This is a genomic window from Arthrobacter sp. sptzw42 (genome assembly GCF_059089685.1).
In genome coordinates, this window is sequence record NZ_JBNHEX010000016.1 from 19,132 (window position 1) to 39,973 (window position 20,842).

Below are 20,842 nucleotides of genomic sequence, written 5' to 3' on the forward strand. Positions count from 1 at the left end.
TTCCCTGGCCGAAGCGAGGTCAGGGGCGGGTAGGGAGGCTTCAGCGCCGGCGATCCAGCCCGGAAATCAGCGGAGGCCGGTCTTGCGGTTCAGGGCGAGGTGAATAAGTTCGTCAATGAGCCCGGCGTAGTCCAGACCGGATGCGGCCCACATTTGCGGGTACATGCTTTTCGGGGTGAAACCCGGCATGGTGTTGATCTCGTTGATGATCAGCTGGCCGTCCGGGGTGTAGAAGAAATCAACCCGGCTCAGGCCCTCAGCCCCCACCGCGTCAAAGGCGGCTGCGGAAAGTTCGCGCACCCGGGTGATCGCTTCTTCAGGAAGGTCTGCCGGGCAGCTGAGCGAGGCCGCGTCGTCCTCAACGTACTTGGCGTTGAAGTCGTAGAACTCGTGGTTTCCCCCGGCCACGGAAATTTCGCCGGGCATGGAAGTCCGGGGAGCGTCGGTGCCCCTGCCTTCCAGCACCGCGCACTCGATTTCGCGGCCAACAATTCCAGCTTCAATGACCAGTTTGAGGTCGTGCCGCCGGGCTTCTTCGATGGCGGCGTCCAGTTCGTCCAGCGAATCAACTTTGGAGATGCCCATGGACGATCCAGCCCGTGCCGGCTTAACAAATACGGGGAAGCCGAGCCGGTCCACCTTTTTCCGCACGGATTCGGCATCCTTGCTCCACTGCCGGTCCGTTACCGCGATGTAGGGGCCCACCTGGAGGCCCGCGGCTTCGAAGACCACTTTCATGAAGTGCTTGTCCATGCCCACTGCCGAAGCCAGGACGCCGGCCCCGACGTACCGGGTGTCCGAGAGTTCCAGCAATCCCTGGATGGTTCCGTCCTCGCCGAACGGGCCGTGCAGCAGCGGGAACACCACATCCACGGTGCCGAGTTCCTGCGGAACCTCGTTCGGGGAGGCAACGATCAGCTGGTGTTCACCGCCGATCTGGGCCAGCGTCACGGTCTGCTGCGACGGAACCACCTCCGGCAGCGAGGATGCGGCGAGGGACCACTGGGCGGTATCGGCGGCAGCCAGCACCCACTGCCCCGACTTGGCGATCCCGATCGGTATGACCTCGTACTTATCCCTGTTGATCGCACCAAGAACGCCGGCGGCAGTGACACAGCTGACGGCATGTTCGCTGGAACGGCCGCCGAAAAGTACCGCCACCCGGGGCTTTGCCCCGCCGGCCGGCTCTGTTGCGGTCAGTTTGTCATGGGACATTGTCAGTAATCGCCTTCAGGTTTCAGTTCCCGGGCCAGCAGGACCGGCCCCAGTTGGTCAACGGACAGCTTGCCTGCCAGCACGGCAACGACGGCAGCCGTGATGGGCATCTCCACGCCAAGCTGTTTTGCAAGATCATGTACGGCCTGGCCGGACTTAATGCCTTCGGCAGTCTGGGTCATTTTCTGGCCCACCTCCTCCAGCGTGAGGCCCTGGCCCAGCAGCCGTCCGGCGGTGTGGTTCCGGGACAGGGGTGAGGAGCACGTTGCCACGAGGTCGCCCAGGCCCGCGAGTCCGGCCATCGTTTTCGCTTCCCCGCCCAACGCCAGGGCAAGGCGGGATGTTTCGGCGAGGCCACGGGTGATCACGGAGGCTTTGGTGTTGTCCCCCATTTGCCTGCCTTCACAGATGCCCACCGCCAGCGCAATGACGTTCTTGACGATGCCGCCGATCTCAACCCCGACAATGTCCGAGGTGGTGTACGGCCGGAAGTACGGTGCGGTGCAGCTGCGTGCGATCCAGCCGGCAGCAGCCGCGTCGGTGCAGGCCACCACTGAGGCTGTGGGCTCTTCCCGGGCGATCTCCATGGCAAGGTTCGGCCCTGAGACGATCGCAATGCGCTCGGTGGGCAGGCCGAGTTCCTCGCTGATGACTTCGCTCATCCGGGCGTCGGTTCCCACCTCAAGGCCCTTCATGAGGGAAACCACCATGGCGCCGGGCGCGATCATGTCTTTCCATGCGCGCAGCTGCGGCCGCAGCGACTGGGCCGGCACGGCCAGGACCACCAGATCTGCCCCCTCGAACACGTCACGGACGTCGGTGGAAGCAGTAATGCTCTTGGGGAGGGCGATTTCCTTCAAGTACTGCGCGTTGCGGTGGACCGTGTTGATTTCCTCCACCACTTCGCTCCGCCGGCCCCAGATCCGGATGGCGCGCTGCTCGCCTGCTGCAGTGGCAGCATCGGCCAGGATCTTGGCGAACGTCGTCCCCCACGACCCTGCACCCAGGATCGCGACGGACCGGGCTGAACCGGGGTGGTTCCCCTCAGGAGTCACCGGCCGTCCGTTCGCCATTTTGCTGCTGCCCGCGCTCCACGAAGCGGCCGTGCTTCGCCTGCTGCTGCCTGGCCGGATCCCAGCGCTCCGCGGGAGGCTGCTCGCCCCTGATGTCTGCGAGCAGGGCGGTGATGGCATCCATTATGGCGTCGGTGGCCCCGGCCAGCGTTGCCTTGTCCAGGGGACGGCCGGTGAAGGCGCTCAGGTCGACGGGCTCGCCCACCACCACCCTCGACTTCTTGCGGGGGAACAGGTGAAACCGCTTACCGTAGCGCGGGAACACTTCGTGCGCGCCCCAGTGTGCAATCGGAACCACCGGAATATTCCCCTCGAGGGCCAGGCGCGCCGCGCCGGTGTGCCCCTTCATGGGCCACAGGTCCGGATCGCGCGTGAGGGTCCCCTCGGGATAAATAATGATGGCGCCGCCTTCGGCAACAATTTCCTGGGCCACCTGCAGCGAACGGTTCGCACCCGCCGTCGAGCGTTCCACCGGCACCTGCTTGGTGGCCCGCAGGACCCAGCCCAGGACCGGAACCTTGAACAGTCCGGACTTCGCCAGGAAATGGGGGGCGCGCTTGTGGTTGTAAAGGATGTGGCCGATGATCAGCGGATCAATCTCGGTACAGTGGTTGGGCGCTGCGATAAAACCACCGGCAGGCAGCTTTTCGGTGCCTTCCCACTTTTTGTCCATCATGAGGTTGAACACGGGGCGCACTATGGCCGCGACCACGGCGAGGGTGGCGCGGCTCTTGGCCGATTCCTTCACTTCGGTACCGCTACTTCGCCGTGGTGATGTCGAAATCGGCGCCGAGTCCGGCGAGCTTTTCGGTGAAGCGCTCGTAGCCCCGGTTGATGATGTCGATCCCTGTAACGCGGGAGGTTCCGGTTGCGGCCAGTGCCGCGATCAGGTGGCTGAAGCCGCCGCGGAGGTCCGGCACGTCGATGTCGGTTCCCTTGAGCTGGGTGGGCCCCGAAATCACCGCGGAGTGGAGGAAATTGCGCTGGCCGAACCTGCAGGGGACGCTGCCCAGGCATTCCCGGTGCACCTGGATGCTGGCGCCCATCCGGATGAGGGCATCAGTGAAGCCAAACCGGTTTTCATATACGGTCTCGTGGACAATCGAAACGCCCTCGGCCTGGGTCAGCGCCACCACCAGCGGCTGCTGCCAGTCGGTCATGAAGCCGGGGTGCACGTCCGTTTCCAGGACCAGCGGGGTGAGCTTTCCGCCGCGGTGGTAAAAGCGGATGCCTTCCTCGCCGATGTCCATGCCGCCGCCCACCTTGCGGTAGGTGTTGAGGAAGGTCATCATGTCGCGCTGGGAGGCGCCTTCGACATAGATGTCGCCTTTGGTCACCAGTGCAGCCGACGCCCACGACGCCGACTCGTTGCGGTCCGAAAGCGCCCGATGGTTGTAGCCGCCAAGATCCCGGACACCTTCGATGCGGATGGTGCGGTCGGTCTGGACGCTGATGATCGCGCCCATCTTCTGCAGGACGGCGATGAGGTCGATAATTTCCGGTTCGGTTGCGGCACCGGAAAGTTCCGTGATGCCCTCCGCGCGCGTGGCGCTCAGCAGCACCTGCTCGGTGGCGCCGACAGAGGGGTACGGCAGGGAAATCTTGGCCCCGTGCAGGCCCTTGGGAGCGGAAATGTGGATGCCGCCGGGCCGCTTTTCCACTACTGCACCGAACTGGCGGAGCACGTCCAGGTGGTAGTCGATGGGGCGGTCGCCGATCTTGCAGCCGCCAAGGTCGGGGATGAACGCTTCGCCAATGGCGTGGATCAGCGGGCCGCAGAGCAGGATGGGAATCCGGGAGTCGCCGGCGTGAGCGTCGATGGCCGTGCTGGGGGCCGTTTTGGCCGCTTTAGGGTCCAGGGTCAGGTCCCCGTTCACCGGGTCCTTGACCACGGTGACTCCGTGCAGCTGCAGGAGGGAGGTGACTACCTCCACGTCCTTAATTTCCGGCACATTCCGCAACACCGACGGCTCGTTGCCCAGCAACGCCGCCACCATGGCCTTGGGAACGAGATTTTTCGCTCCCCGGACGGTGACGCGGCCAGTAAGCGGGACTCCGCCGCGGATGGTCAGAACACTACTCATATACCGGTTTCCTAACGATGACTAGCCCCAAGATCCCTGCAAAGGCTCCAACCAAGCATAGGAGGTTGCGTTACCGAACCGAAATACGCGGGCGACGGCGGCAGGGCGTGGCGCGCCGCCGCCGCCCCCGTCACGGCTGCTTGGGCGGGCTCAGGAAAGGCGGGCCGGCAGTGTTTTCGGCTTGAAGGCAGGGCGGGTCGCCTCGTAGGCAGTGATGTCTGCCTCATGCTGGAGTGTCAGGCCGATGTCGTCCAGGCCTTCGAGCAGGCGCCACCGCGTGTAGTCGTCGATTTCGAAGGGTGCCACGATGTTACCGCAGACCACCGTTTTGGACACAAGGTCCACCGTGACTTCGGTCCCGGGAGCGTTCTCCAGTTCTTTCCAGATCAATTCGATGTCGTCCTGGGCCACTTCGGCGGCGAGCAGTCCCTGCTTGCCGGAGTTGCCCCGGAAGATGTCGGCAAACCGGGAGGAGAGCACAGTCTTGAAGCCATAGTCCTTCAAGGCCCAAACGGCGTGCTCACGGGAGGATCCTGTACCGAAATCCGGCCCGGCCACCAGGACCGAACCGGCGCTGAAGGGCGCCTGGTTCAGGATAAACGCCGGGTCCTTGCGCCACGCTGAGAACAGGGCGTCCTCGAAGCCCGTGCGGGTGATGCGCTTGAGGTACACAGCGGGGATGATCTGGTCCGTGTCAACGTTGCTCTGGCGCAGCGGGACGCCGATTCCGGTGTGGGTGGTGAACTTTTCCATGGCGTGTCCTAGGCTGCGTTCGTGCGGGTGGCGGCTGATTCAGGGGCCGGATCAAGGTCCGACGGCGAGCTGAGCGTGCCACGGATGGCTGTGGCAGCGGCGACCACCGGCGACACCAAGTGGGTGCGGCCGCCCTTGCCCTGGCGCCCTTCGAAGTTGCGGTTGGAGGTGGAGGCGCAGCGCTCCCCCACTTCCAGCTGGTCAGGGTTCATGCCCAGGCACATGGAGCAGCCTGCGAAGCGCCACTCCGCCCCGAAGTCCTTGAAGACCCTGTCCAGGCCCTCAGCCTCGGCCTCCAGCCGGACCCGCGCCGATCCGGGCACCACCAGCATCCGGATGTTCGGGTCTTTTTGGCGCCCGCGGATGATGTCTGCAGCGGCGCGCAGGTCCTCCATGCGGGAGTTGGTGCAGGATCCAAGGAAGACGGTATCAACCCGGATGTCCTTCATGGGCGTGCCGGCCTCGAGTCCCATGTAGTGCAGGGCGCGTTCGGCTGCGGCCTTCGCGTTTTCATCGCCGAAGTCCTCGGGGGACGGCACCGATTCAGACAGCGAAACGCCCTGCCCGGGATTGGTGCCCCAGGTGACGAACGGTTCCAGCGTGTCGGCGTCCAGGTCCACCTGCGCGTCGAAGACAGCGTCGTCGTCGGAGCGGAGCGTGTTCCAGTATTCGACGGCGGCGTCCCAGTCAGCGCCTTCCGGGGCGTGCGGGCGGCCCTTCATGTAGTCGTACGTGGTCTGGTCCGGCGCCACCATGCCGGCGCGCGCGCCGGCTTCGATGGACATGTTGCAGATGGTCATGCGGGCGTCTATGGACAGCGCGCGGATTGCGGAGCCCCGGTACTCCAGGACGTAGCCCTGGCCGCCACCGGTGCCGATTTTGGCGATGACGGCGAGGATGATGTCCTTGGCCGTGACGCCGGAGCGCAGCGTGCCCTCAACGTTGATGGCCATCGTTTTGAACGGCTTCAGCGACAGTGTCTGGGTGGCCATAACGTGCTCCACCTCCGAGGTTCCGATGCCCATGGCCAGCGCTCCGAAGGCGCCGTGCGTGGAGGTGTGGGAGTCACCGCAGACAACAGTCATGCCCGGCTGGGTGAGGCCCAACTGCGGGCCCACCACGTGCACGATGCCCTGCTCGGCGTCACCCAGGGAGTGGAGCCGGACACCGAACTCGGCGCAGTTGTTGCGGAGCGTCTGGATCTGGGTGCGGCTGGTGAGATCGGCGATAGGCTTGTCAATGTCCAGAGTGGGAGTGTTGTGGTCCTCCGTGGCGATGGTCAGGTCCGGCCGGCGCAGTTTCCTGCCTGCCAGCCGGAGGCCCTCAAAAGCCTGCGGGGATGTGACCTCGTGGACAAGGTGGAGGTCGATGAAGAGAAGGTCGGGCTGGGCATTGGCACCGTCGCCGTCACCCTTGCGCACCACGTGGGCGTCCCAGACTTTCTCGGCCAATGTGTTTGCCATGGCCATCTCCCTTCACTGCTGTTTGGCTGTTGAGGTCCACTGAACCAGTACGCCTTCGCACTGCGCCAGCCGAAAGATTTGCATCTCAGATAATGAGACGGCAATATCATTACATGGACAATTCTAGTGGAGTCGGTGTCATTGATAAAGCGGCCCATGTACTTGATGCACTCGAGGCCGGCCCCACTACTTTGGCGCAGCTGGTGGCAGCCACCGGGCTCGCACGGCCCACTGTCCACCGCCTTGCCCTTGCCCTCGTGCACCACCGGCTGGTGAGCCGGGACATCCAGGGCCGATTCGTCCTGGGAAGCCGGCTGGTTGAACTTGCCTCGGCTGCAGGCGAGGACCGTTTGATTGCTTCCGCCGGGCCGGTGTTGATGCAGCTGCGCGATGCCACGGGCGAAAGTGCGCAGATCTTCCGCCGGCAGGGCGACTGGCGCGTCTGCGTCGCCTCCGCCGAGCGCCCCATCGGATTGCGCGACACCATCCCGGTGGGAACGCAGCTGTCCATGAAGGCAGGATCCGCGGCCCAGGTACTCCTCGCGTGGGAGGACCACGACCGCCTGCTCGAAGGGCTGCAGTCGGCCCGCTTCACACCCACCGTCCTGGCCGGCGTACGACGGCGGGGCTGGGGACAAAGCCTCGGCGAACGCGAGCCGGGGGTCGCCTCAGTTTCCGCACCGGTGCGCGGTCCGTCAGGCAGGGTCATCGCCGCTGTTTCGATCTCCGGACCAATCGAGCGCCTCACGCGGCAGCCCGGCAGGCTGCATGCCGAAGTGGTCTGCAACGCGGGCCGGATCCTCACCGAGGCCCTGCGCAAGAACAACGACTGAACCGGAACAAGGACAAGTGACCGCCTGAGCTTTGATGGGCGGCGGCTAGTATTTCCGCCATGGGCAGCTATGCAGTGTTTCTTCGCGGCATCAACGTTGGCGGCATCAATATCAAAATGGCGGACGTCCGGGAGGCGCTGAAGGGTGCCGGGTTTTCCGATGCCCGTACCCTGCTTGCCAGCGGGAACGTTGTCCTGGCCAGCAGCCTGGATGCGGCTGCCGTTAAGCGGGAGTGCGAGAAGTGCTCTCGCGATGCGTTTGGTTATGACGCCTGGGTGGTGGTGCTCGATGCAGCCCGGCTGGCCGAACTCGTGGCAGCTTGCCCGTACTCGGACGATGACAAAAGCACCCACACCTACATCACGCTTTCCTCGGACCAGGCGATGCTGGATGAACTCGATTCCGCTGGGGCTGCCCTGGAGGGGGCGGAATAGACGAGGTTGGGTTCCGAGGCACTGGCCTGGCTGGCGCCGGCGGGGGGAACGCTGGCCAGCCCCTTCAGCAGCATCACGGCCAAACCCAGGTTCAAAGCCTCCACCACAACCCGGAACCTGCGTACCCTCATCAAGGTCCGGGACGCGGCTGCGGAGCTGGCAGCCGCCGGCAACTAAGAGGTTCCCGCCTTCCAACCCGGCCTTGCCGCAGCGGATATCCCGCTTATCCGGCCCGGGCCGTCTTCAGCGCGGCGTTGAAGGCGGAAAGCCTGGTGACTTCCACTTCCACGGGTTCCACTACAAGTTCGTGTGCCACCGCTGCCACTGCAGCATTGAGCCGTTTCCTCGCCTTCGCCGCACGCGCACCCGCAGCTGCAGCGGAAATAAAACGGCCGGTTACGGCCAGGAAGACTCCCAGGACCACCCCGGCTGCGATCATCAGCGTGGGCAGCGGCCAGCCTTCAAGCCTTGGCACCTCCGGAACGGGCATCTGGAAATAGCCGAGGACGGCCAAAACGGCGAGCCAGCCAAGGCCTCCCAGCGCCGTAAGCAGCGCCAGCCACTGCACCACGTTGAACACGCCCCACCACCATGACTTGCGGTTCGCGGCAAGATCGGTTCCGGCGATGGCCTGGTCGAGCGCGTCAGGAAGGCGTTCCCTGCCCTCCCGGGCTGCTCCGCGGATGGCGGCACGCCACGGCCCCGGCGCGCCGGCACTGGCGGTGTCGGCGAACTCCCGGACGGCCGCGTCCGTGCGTGCGCGCTCCGGCGCTCCTGCCGGCGGCAGCGAGGTCCGGTTCAGCTCAGACGGAGCCCCGCTTCGCAGGTTGAGCCGCCGCAGCGGATCGGGCCGGAACCGGGACAGCCACCTGGTCACCGGCCAACCGGTGCGCTTTACTGACTCAAGCCGGTAAGACTGGCTTACCGCCCGGACCACCGTGGGAACGTTGGCAGCTACGGCGAGCTCATCGGCCAGGCGTTCCTTTGCGGCCGAACGGACCCCTGCCGCTTCTCCCCCGCCGGACACCGCAGCCAGGTCAGCTGACGCCCTGGTGATGTCGGCAGCAAGCCGTTCGGACTGGGCCTTGCGCTTCACAGCTACGCTCCGGATGGCCGTGCGGACTTTGTCCACACCTGCACCGGTCAGGGCCGAGGCCGCCAATACCTGGACCTTCGCCAGTCCGTCCCGGGCAAGGATGGCCCGCAGCGATTCCAGGACGGGCTGCACGTCACGCTCCGGAAGCCTGTCCACCTGATTGAGGACCACCAGCGTGACGGCGCCGTGCGAGGCCAGACGCGACAGGAAGTCATTGTGCACCGCGGCGTCTGCGTACTTTTGGGGGTCAAGCACCCAGACGAGGACATCCACCAGGCCCACCATCCGCTGAACCACCTCGCGGTTTGCTGCCCGGGTGGAATCGAAGTCGGGCAAATCCAGCAGGATCAGGCCCGTCTCCTCATCAGCGAACCCTTCCACAGCTGCGGCGTGGTGCCGGTTGCGGACCTCCAGCCAATCGAGGAGGGGGTCGCTGCCCTCAGCTCCCCACACCCCCGCCAGGGGTTCGGACGTCGTGGGCCGGCGCGCCGCCGCCGTCGCAATCTCAGCTCCGCTGACCGCATTGAACAGGGACGACTTGCCGCTTCCGGTGGCGCCGAAGAACCCCACCACGGTGTGGTCCGCCGAAAGCGACCGCCGTGAACTGGCGCGTTCGAGGACGGTGAAGACTTCCTGGAGGGACTCATCGGGAAGGACGCCCTCGCCCAGCCCGCGGGCATCGTTGAGGGCCGAAAGCCTGCGGTCGAGCCGAGACGCTTCGCGGGTGTCGCTGTGGCGGCTCATGCGTTGTCCGCCAGACGGACCAGTGCGTCCGCGTGCGCGGCAAGGGTCTGCGGGGCGCTCTCATCGCGCTCGGGCAGCCGGGAAAGAAACTTCTGCCGCTCATCCTGCAACAGGCGCTGGCAGCGGTCGTGAAGGTCCTCGCGTGCTTTTTCGGCCATGCGACGGACGGCGTCCTCGCCGAAAACCGCTTCGAGCAGCCGCTGGCCAACGACGGCGGTTCCGCCCGCCACTCCGATTTCGAGTCCTGTCAGTCCGGCAGTCATCGAGAACACAACGATCATCAGGGCAGCACCCAGGCCATTGATACCGAAGGACAGCCAGCGCGCCTGTGTCCGTTTTCCCTGTCCTTCGGTGCGGATCAGTTCCATTAGCGCTTCCTGCCAGGCCCTGATCTCGGCCGCGGTCCTGTCCTCGAAGCCCGGCGTAGTGCCGGAAAGATCGTCCGTTCCCAGCAGTTGGCGCCCGGCGGGGTCAGTCCGCCAGCGCTGGTCTGTGTCCTCGGCGGCATTTGCGGCTTCGTCGACGATGACAGCCTGCAGCCCCGTCTCGATCGCTGCCTCAACCGTTACGGCCGGGGCAGGTTCACCACGGAAAAAGGCGCCCAACCGGTCCCGGAGCCGGCCGACGTTCTGTTCCAGAGTTCGGAAGAATTCGCCGGTTCCCACAAAGTCCTGCCAGCGGGCAAGCACTTCTCCCCGCAGCAGGGCTCCGTCCCTGGTGGCCTCGAGGATCCGGTTGGCAGCATCACGGTAGGCCGCCACCGCTGCGGCTTCGAGGCTGTCCCCGGCGGCCTGCTGCTCCCGGGCGGCCTGGGCCACGGCAGCCACACGGCCGGCCAGCGCCCGGACAGTCCCGTTCAGCGTGCGCCGGGCGATGTCGGAACGGCCGGCGGCATCCGCCGCCAGCGCGCCAAGCCATGTCCGCAGCGGGAGGACGGCGGCGGCCGGCAGCATGCCCAGCGGATCCAGGGGGGCTTCCGGGATAATGAACAGTTGTGCCCCGCCCAGGCCCTCACGGTCCAGCAGGGCGCGCAGGTCCTCGCTGACTTCCGTTTCCGCCCCTGGCGGTACCCGGTCAAGGACAACCGCGACCATGATGTCCCTGGAAGCTGCGTTTAGGAGCAGTTTCCAGGGGACGGCGTCGGCGTAGCGGTTGGCGGTGGTGACGAAGATCCACAGATCGGCGGCGGCGAGGAGCTGCGCTGCCAGCTTGCGGTTGTCATCAGAAATTGAATCGACGTCCGGGGCGTCCAGGACGGCAATACCGGCCGGAACTGCGGGGTCGGCCACCAGGACGAGGGAAGACATTGCACCGGCGTCCGGCACGGCTCCCGCCCTGCTTGCCGGCACCGGGCTGCTGGCAGCGTAGCCCCGGATCCGGCTGAGGCTTGGCAGGACGCGTTGTCCTTCAAACCAGGCGGCCTCGGACGGGTGGTGCAGGAGGATGGGCTGGCGGGTGGTGGGCCGGATAGCGCCGGACCGGGTGACGGGGTGGCCAACCAGGGCGTTGACGAGGGTCGACTTGCCCGCACCTGTGGAACCGCCCACCACTGCCAGGAGCGGGGCATCAAGGCTGCGGTACCGGGGAAGGATGTAGTCGTCGAGCTGCGCCACCGCCCCGCCCGCATCACGCCGCGCCTGCTCCGCGTCCGGCAACGCAAGCGGAAGTGCCGTGCCTGCAAGGTCATCCCGGACCTCTTCCAGCAGCGTTACTGCTGCCAAAGCCGGCGGGGCCGCCTGCGCATCGTTCGGGTGGTCTTGCTCGTTCCGGTAGGTCACAGCAACATCATGCCAGTTCAGGTCGGCGCTGGTGGGGTTCCTTCGCAAAGCCCCCCAAACAGCACACCTCGGGGAAACCCACGATGTGCTGTCCGAAAAGGGGGCCAGGGCGGGGAGGTAAGCATCCGGGCAAAGAAAAATGGCCCCGGGCGTTTGCCCGGGACCATTCTTGCTGGTGACCCCAGCGGGATTCGAACCCGCGTTACCGCCGTGAGAGGGCGGCGTACTAGGCCGCTATACGATGGGGCCGTGTACTGTCGGTACTTCCAACCAACGTTTCCGCTGGTCAAGCTCAGTGATTGTTTCACACACTTCGCTGTGGTTTCAAATCGGCGGACCGTCCGAAACCTTCTGTTTTCGGCCCATGTGCAGGGCCCCAAACAGAGCTGGGATACCAGGACTCGAACCTAGAATGACGGTACCAGAAACCGTAGTGTTGCCAATTACACCATATCCCAATAATACTTTCGGGCCGGTTTTCAGGGCGTTTACCCTGCTCCGTGCGCCTCAGCACGAGAAATTACTTTACCCGAGACTTCCGGCTCGCACAAATCGGGCATTCCGGCCCCTGCCGCCGAAAGGTGTGCGGGCCGCCGGAGTGGCGGCGGCCCGCACAAGGCGCCGCTACGCGACTAACCCTTCAAGGGAAGAGACCGAGTTGCCCTCGAACCCCGCCGCGGGCTCCCCCGCCCGGTTGAGCCAGACACCGAGGAGGCCTGCCGCCGTCGAGCCCTCGGCGTCGAGGAGGCGGTTGTCTCCTACGTACAGGGTGTCGGCGGCGTTGGTGCCCAGGAGCCGGACGCCCTCAAGGTAAATGGCTGGATCGGGCTTAGCCACGCCGAGGGTGTCCGTTCCCACCAGGCGCCGGACCCGCCCGAGTCCTGCGCCGTCGAGTTTGGCCCGCTGGTAGTCATGGACGTTGTTGCTGACGGCCCCGTAAGGGATGCCGGCCGTGTCCAGGAGGTCCAGGAGCGGAATCACGTCCGGGAAAGGCTTTACGTAGGCCGGCTGTTTTTCGATGTAGGCGCTGAGCCACTGGTGCGATTGCTCGCCCTCGCCGAGCTCAACGCCGAAGTGGCCCAATGCCGCCCGGCCGCGCAACAGCCGCTGTTCGTTAAACGTCAGTTCGCCGGCGAGGTAGCGGTCGTAGTAGTGCGTGGTCTCGTGCGTGAAGATGCGCCCGAACCGCTCCCAGCCGGCCTGGTCAAGCCCCGGCAGGAGGTGTTCGCTGACCTCCCGCAGAGCCGTGGTCATGGAGTATTCGAGGTCGACCAGGGTGTCATCGATATCGAAGAGCACTCCCCGGACGGTACCGAAGGGCGTGGCCAGCACTGCGCCGCCTGCCCGGCTGGGAGCTTCCATCAGCCGCGGAACGCCTGCAGCCGGCGGAGGGAGGACTCCTTGCCCAGGATCACCATGGACTCGAACAGCGGTGGCGAGATCCGCCGTCCGGAGACTGCGGTGCGCACAGGTCCGAACGCCAGGCGGGGTTTGATGCCGAGGTCCTCAACAAGTGCCTGCTTCAGCGCGGTCTGGATGTTGTCCGGGGTCCACTCCTCCACCGGTTCGAGCGCCGCGATGGCTGCATCGAGTACTTCGGGCAAGTTTTCCGGAAGTCCTTTGCGGGCGTCGGCGGCGACGTCGATGGCGTCGTCGGCCTTGAAGAGGAACGCCAGCATCTCCGGCGCCTCCCCCAGCAGGGTGATGCGTTCCTGGACCAGCGGTGCGGCTTCGGTGAGGATCTCCTCTTCCCGGTCCGTCAGAATCTCCCCCACCAGGCCGGCTGCGCGGAGGTAGGGAACCAGGCGCTCCCGGAACACTTCCGGGGAAAGCATGCGGACGTGCGTCCCATTGATCGCCTCGGCCTTTTTCAGGTCGAAGCGGGCGGGGTTGCCCAGCACGTCATGGATGTCGAAGTGCTCCACCAGCTGTTCCACCGTGAAAATGTCCTCGTCCGCGCTGAGCGACCAGCCCAGCAGTGACAGGTAGTTCAGCAGGCCCTCGGGGATGAAGCCCCGCTCCCGGTGCAGGAACAGGCTGGATTCGGGGTCGCGCTTGGAGAGCTTTTTGTTGCCCTGTCCCATGACATACGGCAGGTGGCCGAACTCCGGCATGTACTTTGCCACTCCGACCGCATGCAAAGCCCGGTAGAGGGCAATCTGGCGGGGAGTCGAACTGAGCAGGTCCTCGCCGCGGAGGATATGGGTGATGCCCATCAGGGCGTCGTCAACCGGGTTTACCAGCGTGTACAGGGGCGCTCCGTTGGCGCGGACCACCGCGAAGTCCGGGACGGATCCCGCACGGAAGGTGATTTCACCGCGGACCAGGTCGTTGAACGTGATGTCCTCGTCCGGCATCCGCAGGCGAAGGACGGCTTCGCGGCCTTCGGCCTTGAACTGCGCGAGCTGCTCCTCCGTCAGGTGGCGGTCAAAGCCGTCGTAGCCGAGCTTCGGGTCGCGGCCCGCCGCACGGTGCCGCGCCTCGATCTCATCCGGGGTGGAGTAGGACTCGTAGACAAAGCCGCCCTCCCGGAGCCGGCCAATGACGTCCTGGTAGATATCGCTCCGCTGCGACTGCCGGTAGGGCTCATGCGGCCCACCGACCTCAACGCCCTCGTCCCAGTCGATGCCCAGCCACTTCAGCGCGTCCAGCAGCTGGTGGTAGCTTTCCTCGCTGTCGCGCGCAGAATCCGTGTCCTCGATCCTGAACACCATGGTGCCCTTGGTGTGCCGGGCATAGGCCCAGTTGAACAGGGCCGTGCGAATCAGTCCGACGTGGGGCGTGCCCGTGGGCGAGGGGCAAAAACGGACCCGGACGGGAGTGTCCGCGGTGACGGGCGGGATGGAGGCAGCATTCGGTGCAGCAGCAGTAGTCATAGTGGCTTCAACTTTACCGTCTGCCGCCAGGGGTCACGGCGGAGAAAAGTCAGCGGCGGACTATGGGGTTGGACAAGCGGCCGATGCCCTCGATCTCCACCTCGATGCGGTCACCCGCGCTCACCAGGCCCACGCCGGCCGGCGTACCGGTCATGATGACGTCGCCCGGCAGCAGGGTGAACGCCTGGGAGACCAAAGACACAAGTTCCCGTACGCCCCTGATCATCTGGCTGGTGCTGCCGTCCTGCCGCAGCTCTCCGTTCAGCCGGGACTGGATCTGTACATCGTCCGGATCAAGTTCGGTCTCAATCCACGGGCCAAGGGGCGCCGAGGTGTCAAAGCCCTTGGCGCGGGTCCACTGCAGGTCGCTCTTCTGGACGTCCCGCGCCGTGAGGTCGTTGCCGCAGGTGTAACCAAAGATGACATCGTCCACGCGTTCCTCCGGCACGTCCTTGCAAATCCGGCCGATCACCACGCACAGTTCAGCTTCGAAGGACACTTCTTCAGAGAACTCCGGCAGCACGACGGGATCGTTGGGGCCAATGACGGCGGTGTTGGGCTTCAGGAACAGGAGCGGCTGGGCAGGAACCTCGTTGCCAAGTTCGTGCGCGTGCTCCACGAAGTTGCGGCCGACGCCAACCACCTTGCTGCGGGGAATGATCGGGGCAAGCAGCCGGACGTCTTCGAGCTTGTGGCGGACAGAGGTGCGCTCCACCCCGTTGAAGAAAGGGTCTCCGTGAATGACGGTGATCTCCTCGCTGCCCGTTTCACCTTCCACCACGCCGTACAGGGGATCAGAATCGACAACAAACCTGGCAATACGCATGGCTCCTACCCTACCGTCCCGCCAAGGCTGCCTGGGTCCTGGCCGCCGCCGGCCCGCTCCGCCCGCAGGTAGTGAAGCTGTGCCGCAACCGACGCAGCGGCAGCGCGCCGCACGGAAGGGTCGACGCCGGCGTAGACAACATCCGTGACGTCACCGGCCGATGCGTCCGGGCCCAGTTGGTCCAGTGCCGTCCGGACCTGCGCCAGCCGTTCCAGGCGATGGATGCGGTAGACCCGCACGACGGTGGCCAGGGACGGCAGCACCGGACCGTGGGCCGGCAGGACGGTGGCCGGCCCCAGCAATTCCAGCCTGTCCAGGGAGGCCAGGTAATCACCGATGGTCCCGTCCGGGTAGTCGATCATGGTGGTGCCGCGGCCGAGGATGGTGTCCCCCGTCAGTACGGAACCGTTTGGGCCGTCGGCGGGAAGGTGGAAGCACACCGAATCGGATGTGTGTCCGGGTGTCGCCGTTACCATGACGTCCATGCCTGCCATCCGGATCGCCTCACCGTCCTGCAGGGGGTTTCCGGCGCCGAGGCAGTGGGCGGGATCTGCGGCACGGACAGGAGCGCCGGTCAGCTGATGCAGGCGCGCGGAACCTGCAGTGTGGTCGGCGTGCCGGTGGGTGATGAGGATCAGTTCAACAGGGCCGGTACCGGCAAGCGCCCAGAGGTGCTCCTCATCCAGCGGGCCGGGGTCCACTACTACGGCGCCGGGACTGCCGGCCGCACGCAGCACGTAGGAGTTGGTTCCCTCCAGGCTCATGGGGCCCGGGTTGGGTGCAAGGATGAACTGCGTCAGGGCCGAGCTGCGCTGTAGGACGGGGCCGGAAGCTGAAGTCACCACCCCATCCTTCCACCGGCACGCGCCGGTTGCCCTTCCGCGCGGTGGAATAGAACTGCCGGCGAACCGGGTTTAGCTCCAGTGAAGACCACCTGATGTCCACAAGGAAGCCGGAACCAGACACCATGAGCACCACCACGCTTGCAGATCTCCTCGCCGAAGCTGACGCCGCCGGCCACGACCACGCGGCAACCGAGAAGAACAGCGGACTCCAGCACATCCACAACCACGCTACGGGCAGCATCGTGTGGTTTCCCACGTGGAAGAAGTTCCGCGAGACCAGCGATTGGCGCGAGGAAGTCGACGCCTACGCCAAAGACCTTGCGTCAGGTTCAGGGGCGGTGGAAGAAGCGGCCGCCCGTTCCGTCGCCGGGGAATTGGATGCTCTCCTGAAACGCGCCGCGGCAGCGAGTGACGCGAATAACTTTGTCCAGGACAACCTGGCCAGGCACCTGACCCGGACCTGGGCTGTCGCCGACGCCGTCGCGGAAGTAACGGGCAAGGCCCTGCCCACGGGAAGCACTGCGCCGTCCATATTCGCCGATTACCCCTATGACGTCTACGCCCAGGACGGCGGAGCTTTCGCCACCGCTTTGTGGAATGACATCATCGACGCCCGCCGCAACCGGGCACTGGCCGAAGAAGCAGAGCGGAAGGCCCTCAAGCCTGTGTCCCGGAAGGCCTTGAAAAACGCCGCCCGGAAGGCCGCGCGCCGCTGATTTCTTCCGCGGGACCAGAGCAGCACAGTGCAAAGGTGCCTGCCGGGCAGAAGCCCGGCAGGCACCGTCGTGCGTTCTCGAAAGGGTGGCCTACGCGAGGCGCGTGAGCCAGCCGTGCGTGTCGGGAACCGTTCCGGTCTGGATGCCCAGCAGTTTTTCGCGGATGGCCATGGTGGTCTCGCCCGCTTTTGCATCCTCGGAGCCGATGAACTCGGTGGCGTCCTTGAGGACCCCGATCGGGGTGATGACGGCGGCGGTGCCACAGGCAAAGACCTCCGCGATATCGCCTGAGGCAACACCCGCCCGCCACTCGTCCAGCGTGATCTTGCGCTCGGCGACGTCACGGCCCATGTCCTTGGCCACCTGAATAACCGACATCCGGGTGATGCCTTCGAGGATGGTCCCGGTCAGCGCCGGCGTCACCAGTGAGCCGTCCTTCATGACGAAGAAGACGTTCATGCCGCCAAGTTCTTCGACCGCGTTGTCGTTGAACTGGTCCAGAAAGAGGACCTGCTTGCAGCCGTTGGCTTCGGCTTCCTGCTGGGCGATGAGCGAAGCGGCGTAGTTGCCCCCGCATTTTGCATCACCGGTTCCGCCGCGGCCCGCGCGGGCGTACTCCCGGGAGATCCAGATGGAAACGGGTTTCAGTTCGCCGCCGAAGTAGTTGCCGGCCGGCGAGGCGATGACCCGGAAGGAAACCTCCCGCGCAGCCCGCACGCCCAGGAAGGCTTCGGTGGCGATCATGAACGGCCGCAGGTAGAGGGCTTCGCCGTCGCCGCTGGGCACCCATTCCTTATCGGCTGAGACGAGCTCGCGGATGGCGCCGAGGAAGTACTCTGCCGGCAGTTCGGGCAGCGCAAGCCGGCGGGCGGACTTATTCAGGCGGGCAGCGTTGGCCTCGGGACGGAAGGACCAGATGGAGCCGTCGGCGTGGCGGTAGGCCTTCAGCCCTTCGAAGATTTCCTGGCCGTAGTGCAGCACCGCAGCTGACGGGTCAAGGGAAATGGGGCCGTACGCCTCCACGCGGGCATTGTGCCAGCCGCCGTTGCCGTTCTCGTCCACGACGTAGTCAACGATGGCGGTGTGGTCGGTGAAGTGGTTGCCGAATCCCGGGTTGGCCAGGATTGCTGCACGCTCTTCAGCAGACTTCGGGTTGGCCGAGGGCTGCTGGCTGAATTCGACGCCATGGGCGGTCTGAGTCATGGTTCCTCCACGATCGGCCGCCTGGCATTTCAGCGTTGAAAGGCAAGGCGGCATTTGGTGATTCGAGACAAGCTTACGCCCGATGCCGGAAGCCCTGGCGCGGTCAGAGACCGGCGGCGATGGCGTCGCCGACGGCACTGGTGGTGCGGGCACCGCCGTCGCGCTTCTCGACGTCGGCAACCACCGCAGCCTCGATCCTGCGGGCCGCGCGGGTGTAGCCAAGGTGGTCCAGCAGGAGCGCCGCAGACAGGATGGCCGCGGTGGGGTCGGCCTTGCCCTGGCCGGCGATGTCCGGAGCTGACCCGTGGACGGGTTCAAACATGGACGGTGCGGTGCGGTCCATGTTGATGTTCCCGGAAGCTGCCAGGCCGATGCCGCCGGTGACGGCTGCGGCGAGGTCCGTCAGGATGTCGCCGAAGAGGTTGTCGGTGACGATCACGTCAAAGCGGGAAGGGTCGGTGACCATAAAGATCGTCGCGGCATCCACGTGCAGGTAGTCGTGCGTAACCTCCGGGAACTCCTGTGCCACGGCCTCCACGGTGCGCTTCCAGAGGTGGCCTGCGTAGACCAGGACGTTGTGCTTGTGGACCAGGGTGACGTGCTTCCGCTCCCTGGCACTGGCGCGGCGGAAGGCGTCGCGGACAACGCGTTCAACACCGTGGGCGGTGTTCAGCGAGACTTCCGTGGCCACCTCATGGGGGGTTCCTGCACGGAGCGTGCCGCCGTTGCCGACGTAGGGGCCTTCGGTGCCTTCGCGGACCACGATGAAGTCAATGACGCCGGGGTTGGCCAGTGGGCTGCCGACAGTGCCGTAAAGCCGGGACGGCCGCAGGTTGACGTAGTGGTCCAGGCTGAAGCGGAGCTTGAGCAGCATCTCGCGCTCGATGATGCCGGAGGGGATCCGGGTATCGCCGGGGGCAGCTCCAACGGCACCGAACAGGATCGCATCCCTGGTGCGCAGATCGGCCAGGACATGGTCCGGCAGGGTTTCGCCGGTTGCCAGCCAGTGCTCTGCGCCGAGCTTGTAGTGGGTCTGCTTGAGCTCGACGCCCTCCGACGCGGCAGCCTTCTCCAACACCTTAAGTGCTTCTGCAATGACCTCCGGGCCAATGCCGTCGCCGGGAATAATTGCCAGATCGATGGAGGATGCGCTCATGCTTTCAGCGTAGCCAAGACATCCATATGCTGGTCAAGCTGTCTCATTATTCGAAACGCTGAGGCGACGCTCTCTCACTTACTGCAGGAAAACAGCGGACGCTCTCTCACCGGCGATTCAGGGGTGACAGGGCGTCCGCGGAAAACTCGGATTAAGTGAGAGAGCGTCCCGGCCCCTACGCTCCCGCGGGTTCCTCGTACTTGGGGAACACCGGCGAAGGTGCCGGCAGGTCCGTCCCCGCTTTGATCGGCGTGCCGATGGCGGAGAACTGGCGGGCCTCCCCTTCCGGCTGGCCGAGGCTGGCAAGGAGCGCCGCTGTAGCGGCGGGCATGACCGGCTGCGCAAGGATGGCCACGATCCGCAGGACTTCCAGCGTCACGTACAGCACGGTGTTCATTCGTTCGACGTCGGTTTTCCGCAGCACCCACGGCGCCTGCTCGGCGAAGTAGGCGTTGGTGTCGCCCAGGACGGCCCACACCGCTTCGAGGGCACGGCTGAATTCCTGCTTCTCGAACGCTGCCCGCGAAACGTCAAGGAGGCCACCGGCCTGCGCCAGGATGGCGTCGTCCTCAGCGGTGAACGCGCCCGGGACAGGCACCTTGCCCCCGCAGTTCTTGGCCACCATGGACAGTGAGCGCTGTGCAAGGTTGCCAAAGTTGTTTGCGAGGTCAGCGTTCATGCGGCCGACGATTGCGTCGTGGTTGTAGCTGCCGTCCGCGCCGAAGGGCACTTCCCGCAGGAAGAAGAAACGTACCTGGTCAAGGCCGTACTGCTCCACGAAGTCTGCCGGGGCCACCACGTTCCCCAGCGACTTGGACATTTTGACGCCGTTGTTGTGGAGGAATCCGTGGATCATGACCCGCTTGGGCAGGGCGAGGCCTGCGCTCATCAGGAAGGCGGGCCAGTAGATGGCGTGGAACCGGGAAATGTCCTTGCCAATAACGTGGACATCCGCCGGCCAGTACCTACGGAACTTTTCTGAATCGACGTCGGGGTAGCCCACGCCGGTGAGGTAGTTGGTCAGGGCGTCCACCCATACGTACATGACGTGTTTGTCGTTGCCCGGGACCGGTACGCCCCAGTCGAAGGTGGTGCGGCTGATGGAAAGGTCCTCCAGGCCGCGCTTGACGAAGCTGATGACCTCATTGAACCGGTACTGCGGGGCACCGAACCCGGGCTGGGCCTCGTAGAGGGCCAGCAGCTTGTCCTGGTAGGCGGAAAGCCGGAAGAAGTAGCTCTCCTCGGCCGTCCAGGTCACCTCGGTGTCCGTCTCCTTCGAGTAGCGCACGCCGTCGTCCTTGACCACGGTGTCGTCCTCGACGTAGAAGGCCTCGTCGCGTACGGAGTACCAGCCCTCGTATTTGGAGAGGTAGATGTCCCCGTTGGCTTCCATCTTTTTCCAGATGGCCTGCGAGGCAGCGTAGTGGTCCTCGTCCGTGGTGCGGATGAAACGGTCGTACGAGATGTCCAGGGCCGCATGTGCCGCCTTGAAGACCTCCACGTTCCGGTCCACCAGCTGCTTGGGCGTGATGCCTTCCTTTTCGGCGGTTTGGGCGATCTTCATCCCGTGCTCGTCGGTGCCGGTCAGGAACATCACGTCATACCCGTCAAGCCGCTTGAAACGCGCCATGGCGTCCGTGGCGATGTACTCGTAGGCGTGGCCGATATGGGGCACCCCGTTGGGGTAGGTGATGGCCGTGGTGATGTAGAACGGCGTTTTCTGTGAAGCAGTCACGGGTGGACGTTA

Annotated in this window: 17 protein-coding genes, 2 tRNA genes and 1 pseudogene; 3 read left to right on the forward strand and 17 right to left on the reverse strand. The window is 65.3% G+C overall.

Features of this window, described 5'->3' with window-relative positions; all coding sequences use genetic code 11:
* Positions 1-66: 66 nt before the first annotated feature.
* From AC5RT4_RS16210 to leuC, 6 genes are all read right to left on the reverse strand, one after another.
* On the reverse strand, positions 67-1,215 hold the full coding sequence (locus AC5RT4_RS16210; protein ID WP_494106445.1) for a D-alanine--D-alanine ligase family protein: 1,149 nt from the start codon (positions 1,213-1,215) through the stop codon (positions 67-69).
* A 2-nt stretch (positions 1,216-1,217) separates the two neighbouring features.
* Positions 1,218-2,288: an NAD(P)H-dependent glycerol-3-phosphate dehydrogenase gene (locus AC5RT4_RS16215; protein WP_494039974.1), complete on the reverse strand. Its 1,071-nt coding sequence runs from the start codon at positions 2,286-2,288 to the stop codon at positions 1,218-1,220.
* Complete coding sequence (locus AC5RT4_RS16220) at positions 2,260-3,036, reverse strand: lysophospholipid acyltransferase family protein (protein WP_494106446.1); 777 nt, start codon at positions 3,034-3,036, stop codon at positions 2,260-2,262. The genes AC5RT4_RS16215 and AC5RT4_RS16220 overlap by 29 nt, the downstream gene beginning before the upstream one ends.
* A 10-nt stretch (positions 3,037-3,046) precedes the next feature.
* Positions 3,047-4,372 (reverse strand): UDP-N-acetylglucosamine 1-carboxyvinyltransferase, encoded by a 1,326-nt coding sequence (murA, locus tag AC5RT4_RS16225; RefSeq protein WP_387546289.1) that lies wholly within the window; start codon positions 4,370-4,372, stop codon positions 3,047-3,049.
* A gap of 150 nt (positions 4,373-4,522) precedes the next feature.
* Positions 4,523-5,125: a 3-isopropylmalate dehydratase small subunit gene (leuD, locus tag AC5RT4_RS16230; RefSeq protein WP_494039976.1), complete on the reverse strand. Its 603-nt coding sequence runs from the start codon at positions 5,123-5,125 to the stop codon at positions 4,523-4,525.
* A gap of 8 nt (positions 5,126-5,133) precedes the next feature.
* On the reverse strand, positions 5,134-6,588 hold the full coding sequence (gene leuC, locus AC5RT4_RS16235; protein ID WP_494106447.1) for a 3-isopropylmalate dehydratase large subunit: 1,455 nt from the start codon (positions 6,586-6,588) through the stop codon (positions 5,134-5,136).
* 113 nt (positions 6,589-6,701) lie between these two features.
* Between leuC and AC5RT4_RS16240 the strand changes: the two genes are divergently transcribed.
* Positions 6,702-7,421, forward strand: a complete 720-nt coding sequence (locus tag AC5RT4_RS16240) for an IclR family transcriptional regulator (RefSeq protein ID WP_066292257.1) — start codon at positions 6,702-6,704, stop codon at positions 7,419-7,421.
* 59 nt (positions 7,422-7,480) lie between these two features.
* Positions 7,481-8,032: pseudogene (locus AC5RT4_RS16245) on the forward strand (DUF1697 domain-containing protein).
* A 46-nt stretch (positions 8,033-8,078) separates the two neighbouring features.
* On the opposite strand, the gene AC5RT4_RS16250 reads toward AC5RT4_RS16245, so the two are convergent.
* From AC5RT4_RS16250 to AC5RT4_RS16285, 8 genes are all read right to left on the reverse strand, one after another.
* On the reverse strand, positions 8,079-9,695 hold the full coding sequence (locus AC5RT4_RS16250) for a GTPase (protein ID WP_494106448.1): 1,617 nt from the start codon (positions 9,693-9,695) through the stop codon (positions 8,079-8,081).
* The gene (locus AC5RT4_RS16255) at positions 9,692-11,473 is read right to left on the reverse strand and encodes a dynamin family protein (RefSeq protein WP_494106449.1); all 1,782 of its coding nucleotides are present in this window, start codon (positions 11,471-11,473) and stop codon (positions 9,692-9,694) included. The genes AC5RT4_RS16250 and AC5RT4_RS16255 overlap by 4 nt, the downstream gene beginning before the upstream one ends.
* 173 nt (positions 11,474-11,646) lie before the next feature.
* Positions 11,647-11,722: transfer RNA gene (locus AC5RT4_RS16260), tRNA-Glu, on the reverse strand.
* Positions 11,723-11,859: 137 nt separating this feature from the next.
* Positions 11,860-11,931 (reverse strand) — tRNA-Gln (locus AC5RT4_RS16265).
* A 166-nt stretch (positions 11,932-12,097) separates the two neighbouring features.
* On the reverse strand, positions 12,098-12,835 hold the full coding sequence (locus AC5RT4_RS16270) for an HAD family hydrolase (protein WP_494106450.1): 738 nt from the start codon (positions 12,833-12,835) through the stop codon (positions 12,098-12,100).
* On the reverse strand, positions 12,835-14,349 hold the full coding sequence (gene gltX / locus AC5RT4_RS16275) for a glutamate--tRNA ligase (protein ID WP_494106451.1): 1,515 nt from the start codon (positions 14,347-14,349) through the stop codon (positions 12,835-12,837). The genes AC5RT4_RS16270 and gltX overlap by 1 nt, the downstream gene beginning before the upstream one ends.
* A 49-nt stretch (positions 14,350-14,398) precedes the next feature.
* Positions 14,399-15,175 carry a fumarylacetoacetate hydrolase family protein gene (locus AC5RT4_RS16280; protein ID WP_494039983.1) on the reverse strand — a complete coding sequence of 259 codons (777 nt, stop codon included), beginning with the start codon at positions 15,173-15,175 and terminating at the stop codon, positions 14,399-14,401.
* Between the two features lie 5 nt (positions 15,176-15,180).
* On the reverse strand, positions 15,181-16,017 hold the full coding sequence (locus tag AC5RT4_RS16285) for an MBL fold metallo-hydrolase (protein WP_494039984.1): 837 nt from the start codon (positions 16,015-16,017) through the stop codon (positions 15,181-15,183).
* A gap of 125 nt (positions 16,018-16,142) precedes the next feature.
* Between AC5RT4_RS16285 and AC5RT4_RS16290 the strand changes: the two genes are divergently transcribed.
* A complete protein-coding gene (locus AC5RT4_RS16290) occupies positions 16,143-16,736 on the forward strand; it encodes a hypothetical protein (protein ID WP_494106452.1) in 594 nt (197 codons plus the stop codon).
* A gap of 90 nt (positions 16,737-16,826) precedes the next feature.
* Here the strand turns inward: AC5RT4_RS16290 and AC5RT4_RS16295 are convergent, their stop codons facing one another.
* From AC5RT4_RS16295 to metG, 3 genes are all read right to left on the reverse strand, one after another.
* Positions 16,827-17,939, reverse strand: a complete 1,113-nt coding sequence (locus tag AC5RT4_RS16295) for a branched-chain amino acid aminotransferase (RefSeq protein WP_494039986.1) — start codon at positions 17,937-17,939, stop codon at positions 16,827-16,829.
* Between the two features lie 103 nt (positions 17,940-18,042).
* Complete coding sequence (locus AC5RT4_RS16300; RefSeq protein ID WP_494039987.1) at positions 18,043-19,095, reverse strand: 3-isopropylmalate dehydrogenase; 1,053 nt, start codon at positions 19,093-19,095, stop codon at positions 18,043-18,045.
* Positions 19,096-19,270: 175 nt separating this feature from the next.
* Positions 19,271-20,830, reverse strand: coding sequence for a methionine--tRNA ligase (gene metG, locus AC5RT4_RS16305; protein ID WP_494106453.1), 1,560 nt, complete (start codon positions 20,828-20,830; stop codon positions 19,271-19,273).
* Between the last annotated feature and the right edge of the window lie 12 nt (positions 20,831-20,842).

Coding starts and splice junctions, on each gene's coding strand:
- AC5RT4_RS16210 (WP_494106445.1), bottom strand. CDS start 1,215: ATGTCCCATGACAAACTGACCGCAACAGAGCCGGCCGGCGGGGCAAAG.
- AC5RT4_RS16215 (WP_494039974.1), bottom strand. CDS start 2,288: ATGGCGAACGGACGGCCGGTGACTCCTGAGGGGAACCACCCCGGTTCA.
- murA (WP_387546289.1), bottom strand. CDS start 4,372: ATGAGTAGTGTTCTGACCATCCGCGGCGGAGTCCCGCTTACTGGCCGC.
- leuD (WP_494039976.1), bottom strand. CDS start 5,125: ATGGAAAAGTTCACCACCCACACCGGAATCGGCGTCCCGCTGCGCCAG.
- leuC (WP_494106447.1), bottom strand. CDS start 6,588: ATGGCAAACACATTGGCCGAGAAAGTCTGGGACGCCCACGTGGTGCGC.
- AC5RT4_RS16240 (WP_066292257.1), top strand. CDS start 6,702: ATGGACAATTCTAGTGGAGTCGGTGTCATTGATAAAGCGGCCCATGTA.
- AC5RT4_RS16250 (WP_494106448.1), bottom strand. CDS start 9,695: ATGAGCCGCCACAGCGACACCCGCGAAGCGTCTCGGCTCGACCGCAGG.
- AC5RT4_RS16270 (WP_494106450.1), bottom strand. CDS start 12,835: ATGGAAGCTCCCAGCCGGGCAGGCGGCGCAGTGCTGGCCACGCCCTTC.
- gltX (WP_494106451.1), bottom strand. CDS start 14,349: ATGACTACTGCTGCTGCACCGAATGCTGCCTCCATCCCGCCCGTCACC.
- AC5RT4_RS16280 (WP_494039983.1), bottom strand. CDS start 15,175: ATGCGTATTGCCAGGTTTGTTGTCGATTCTGATCCCCTGTACGGCGTG.
- AC5RT4_RS16290 (WP_494106452.1), top strand. CDS start 16,143: ATGAGCACCACCACGCTTGCAGATCTCCTCGCCGAAGCTGACGCCGCC.
- AC5RT4_RS16295 (WP_494039986.1), bottom strand. CDS start 17,939: ATGACTCAGACCGCCCATGGCGTCGAATTCAGCCAGCAGCCCTCGGCC.
- AC5RT4_RS16300 (WP_494039987.1), bottom strand. CDS start 19,095: ATGAGCGCATCCTCCATCGATCTGGCAATTATTCCCGGCGACGGCATT.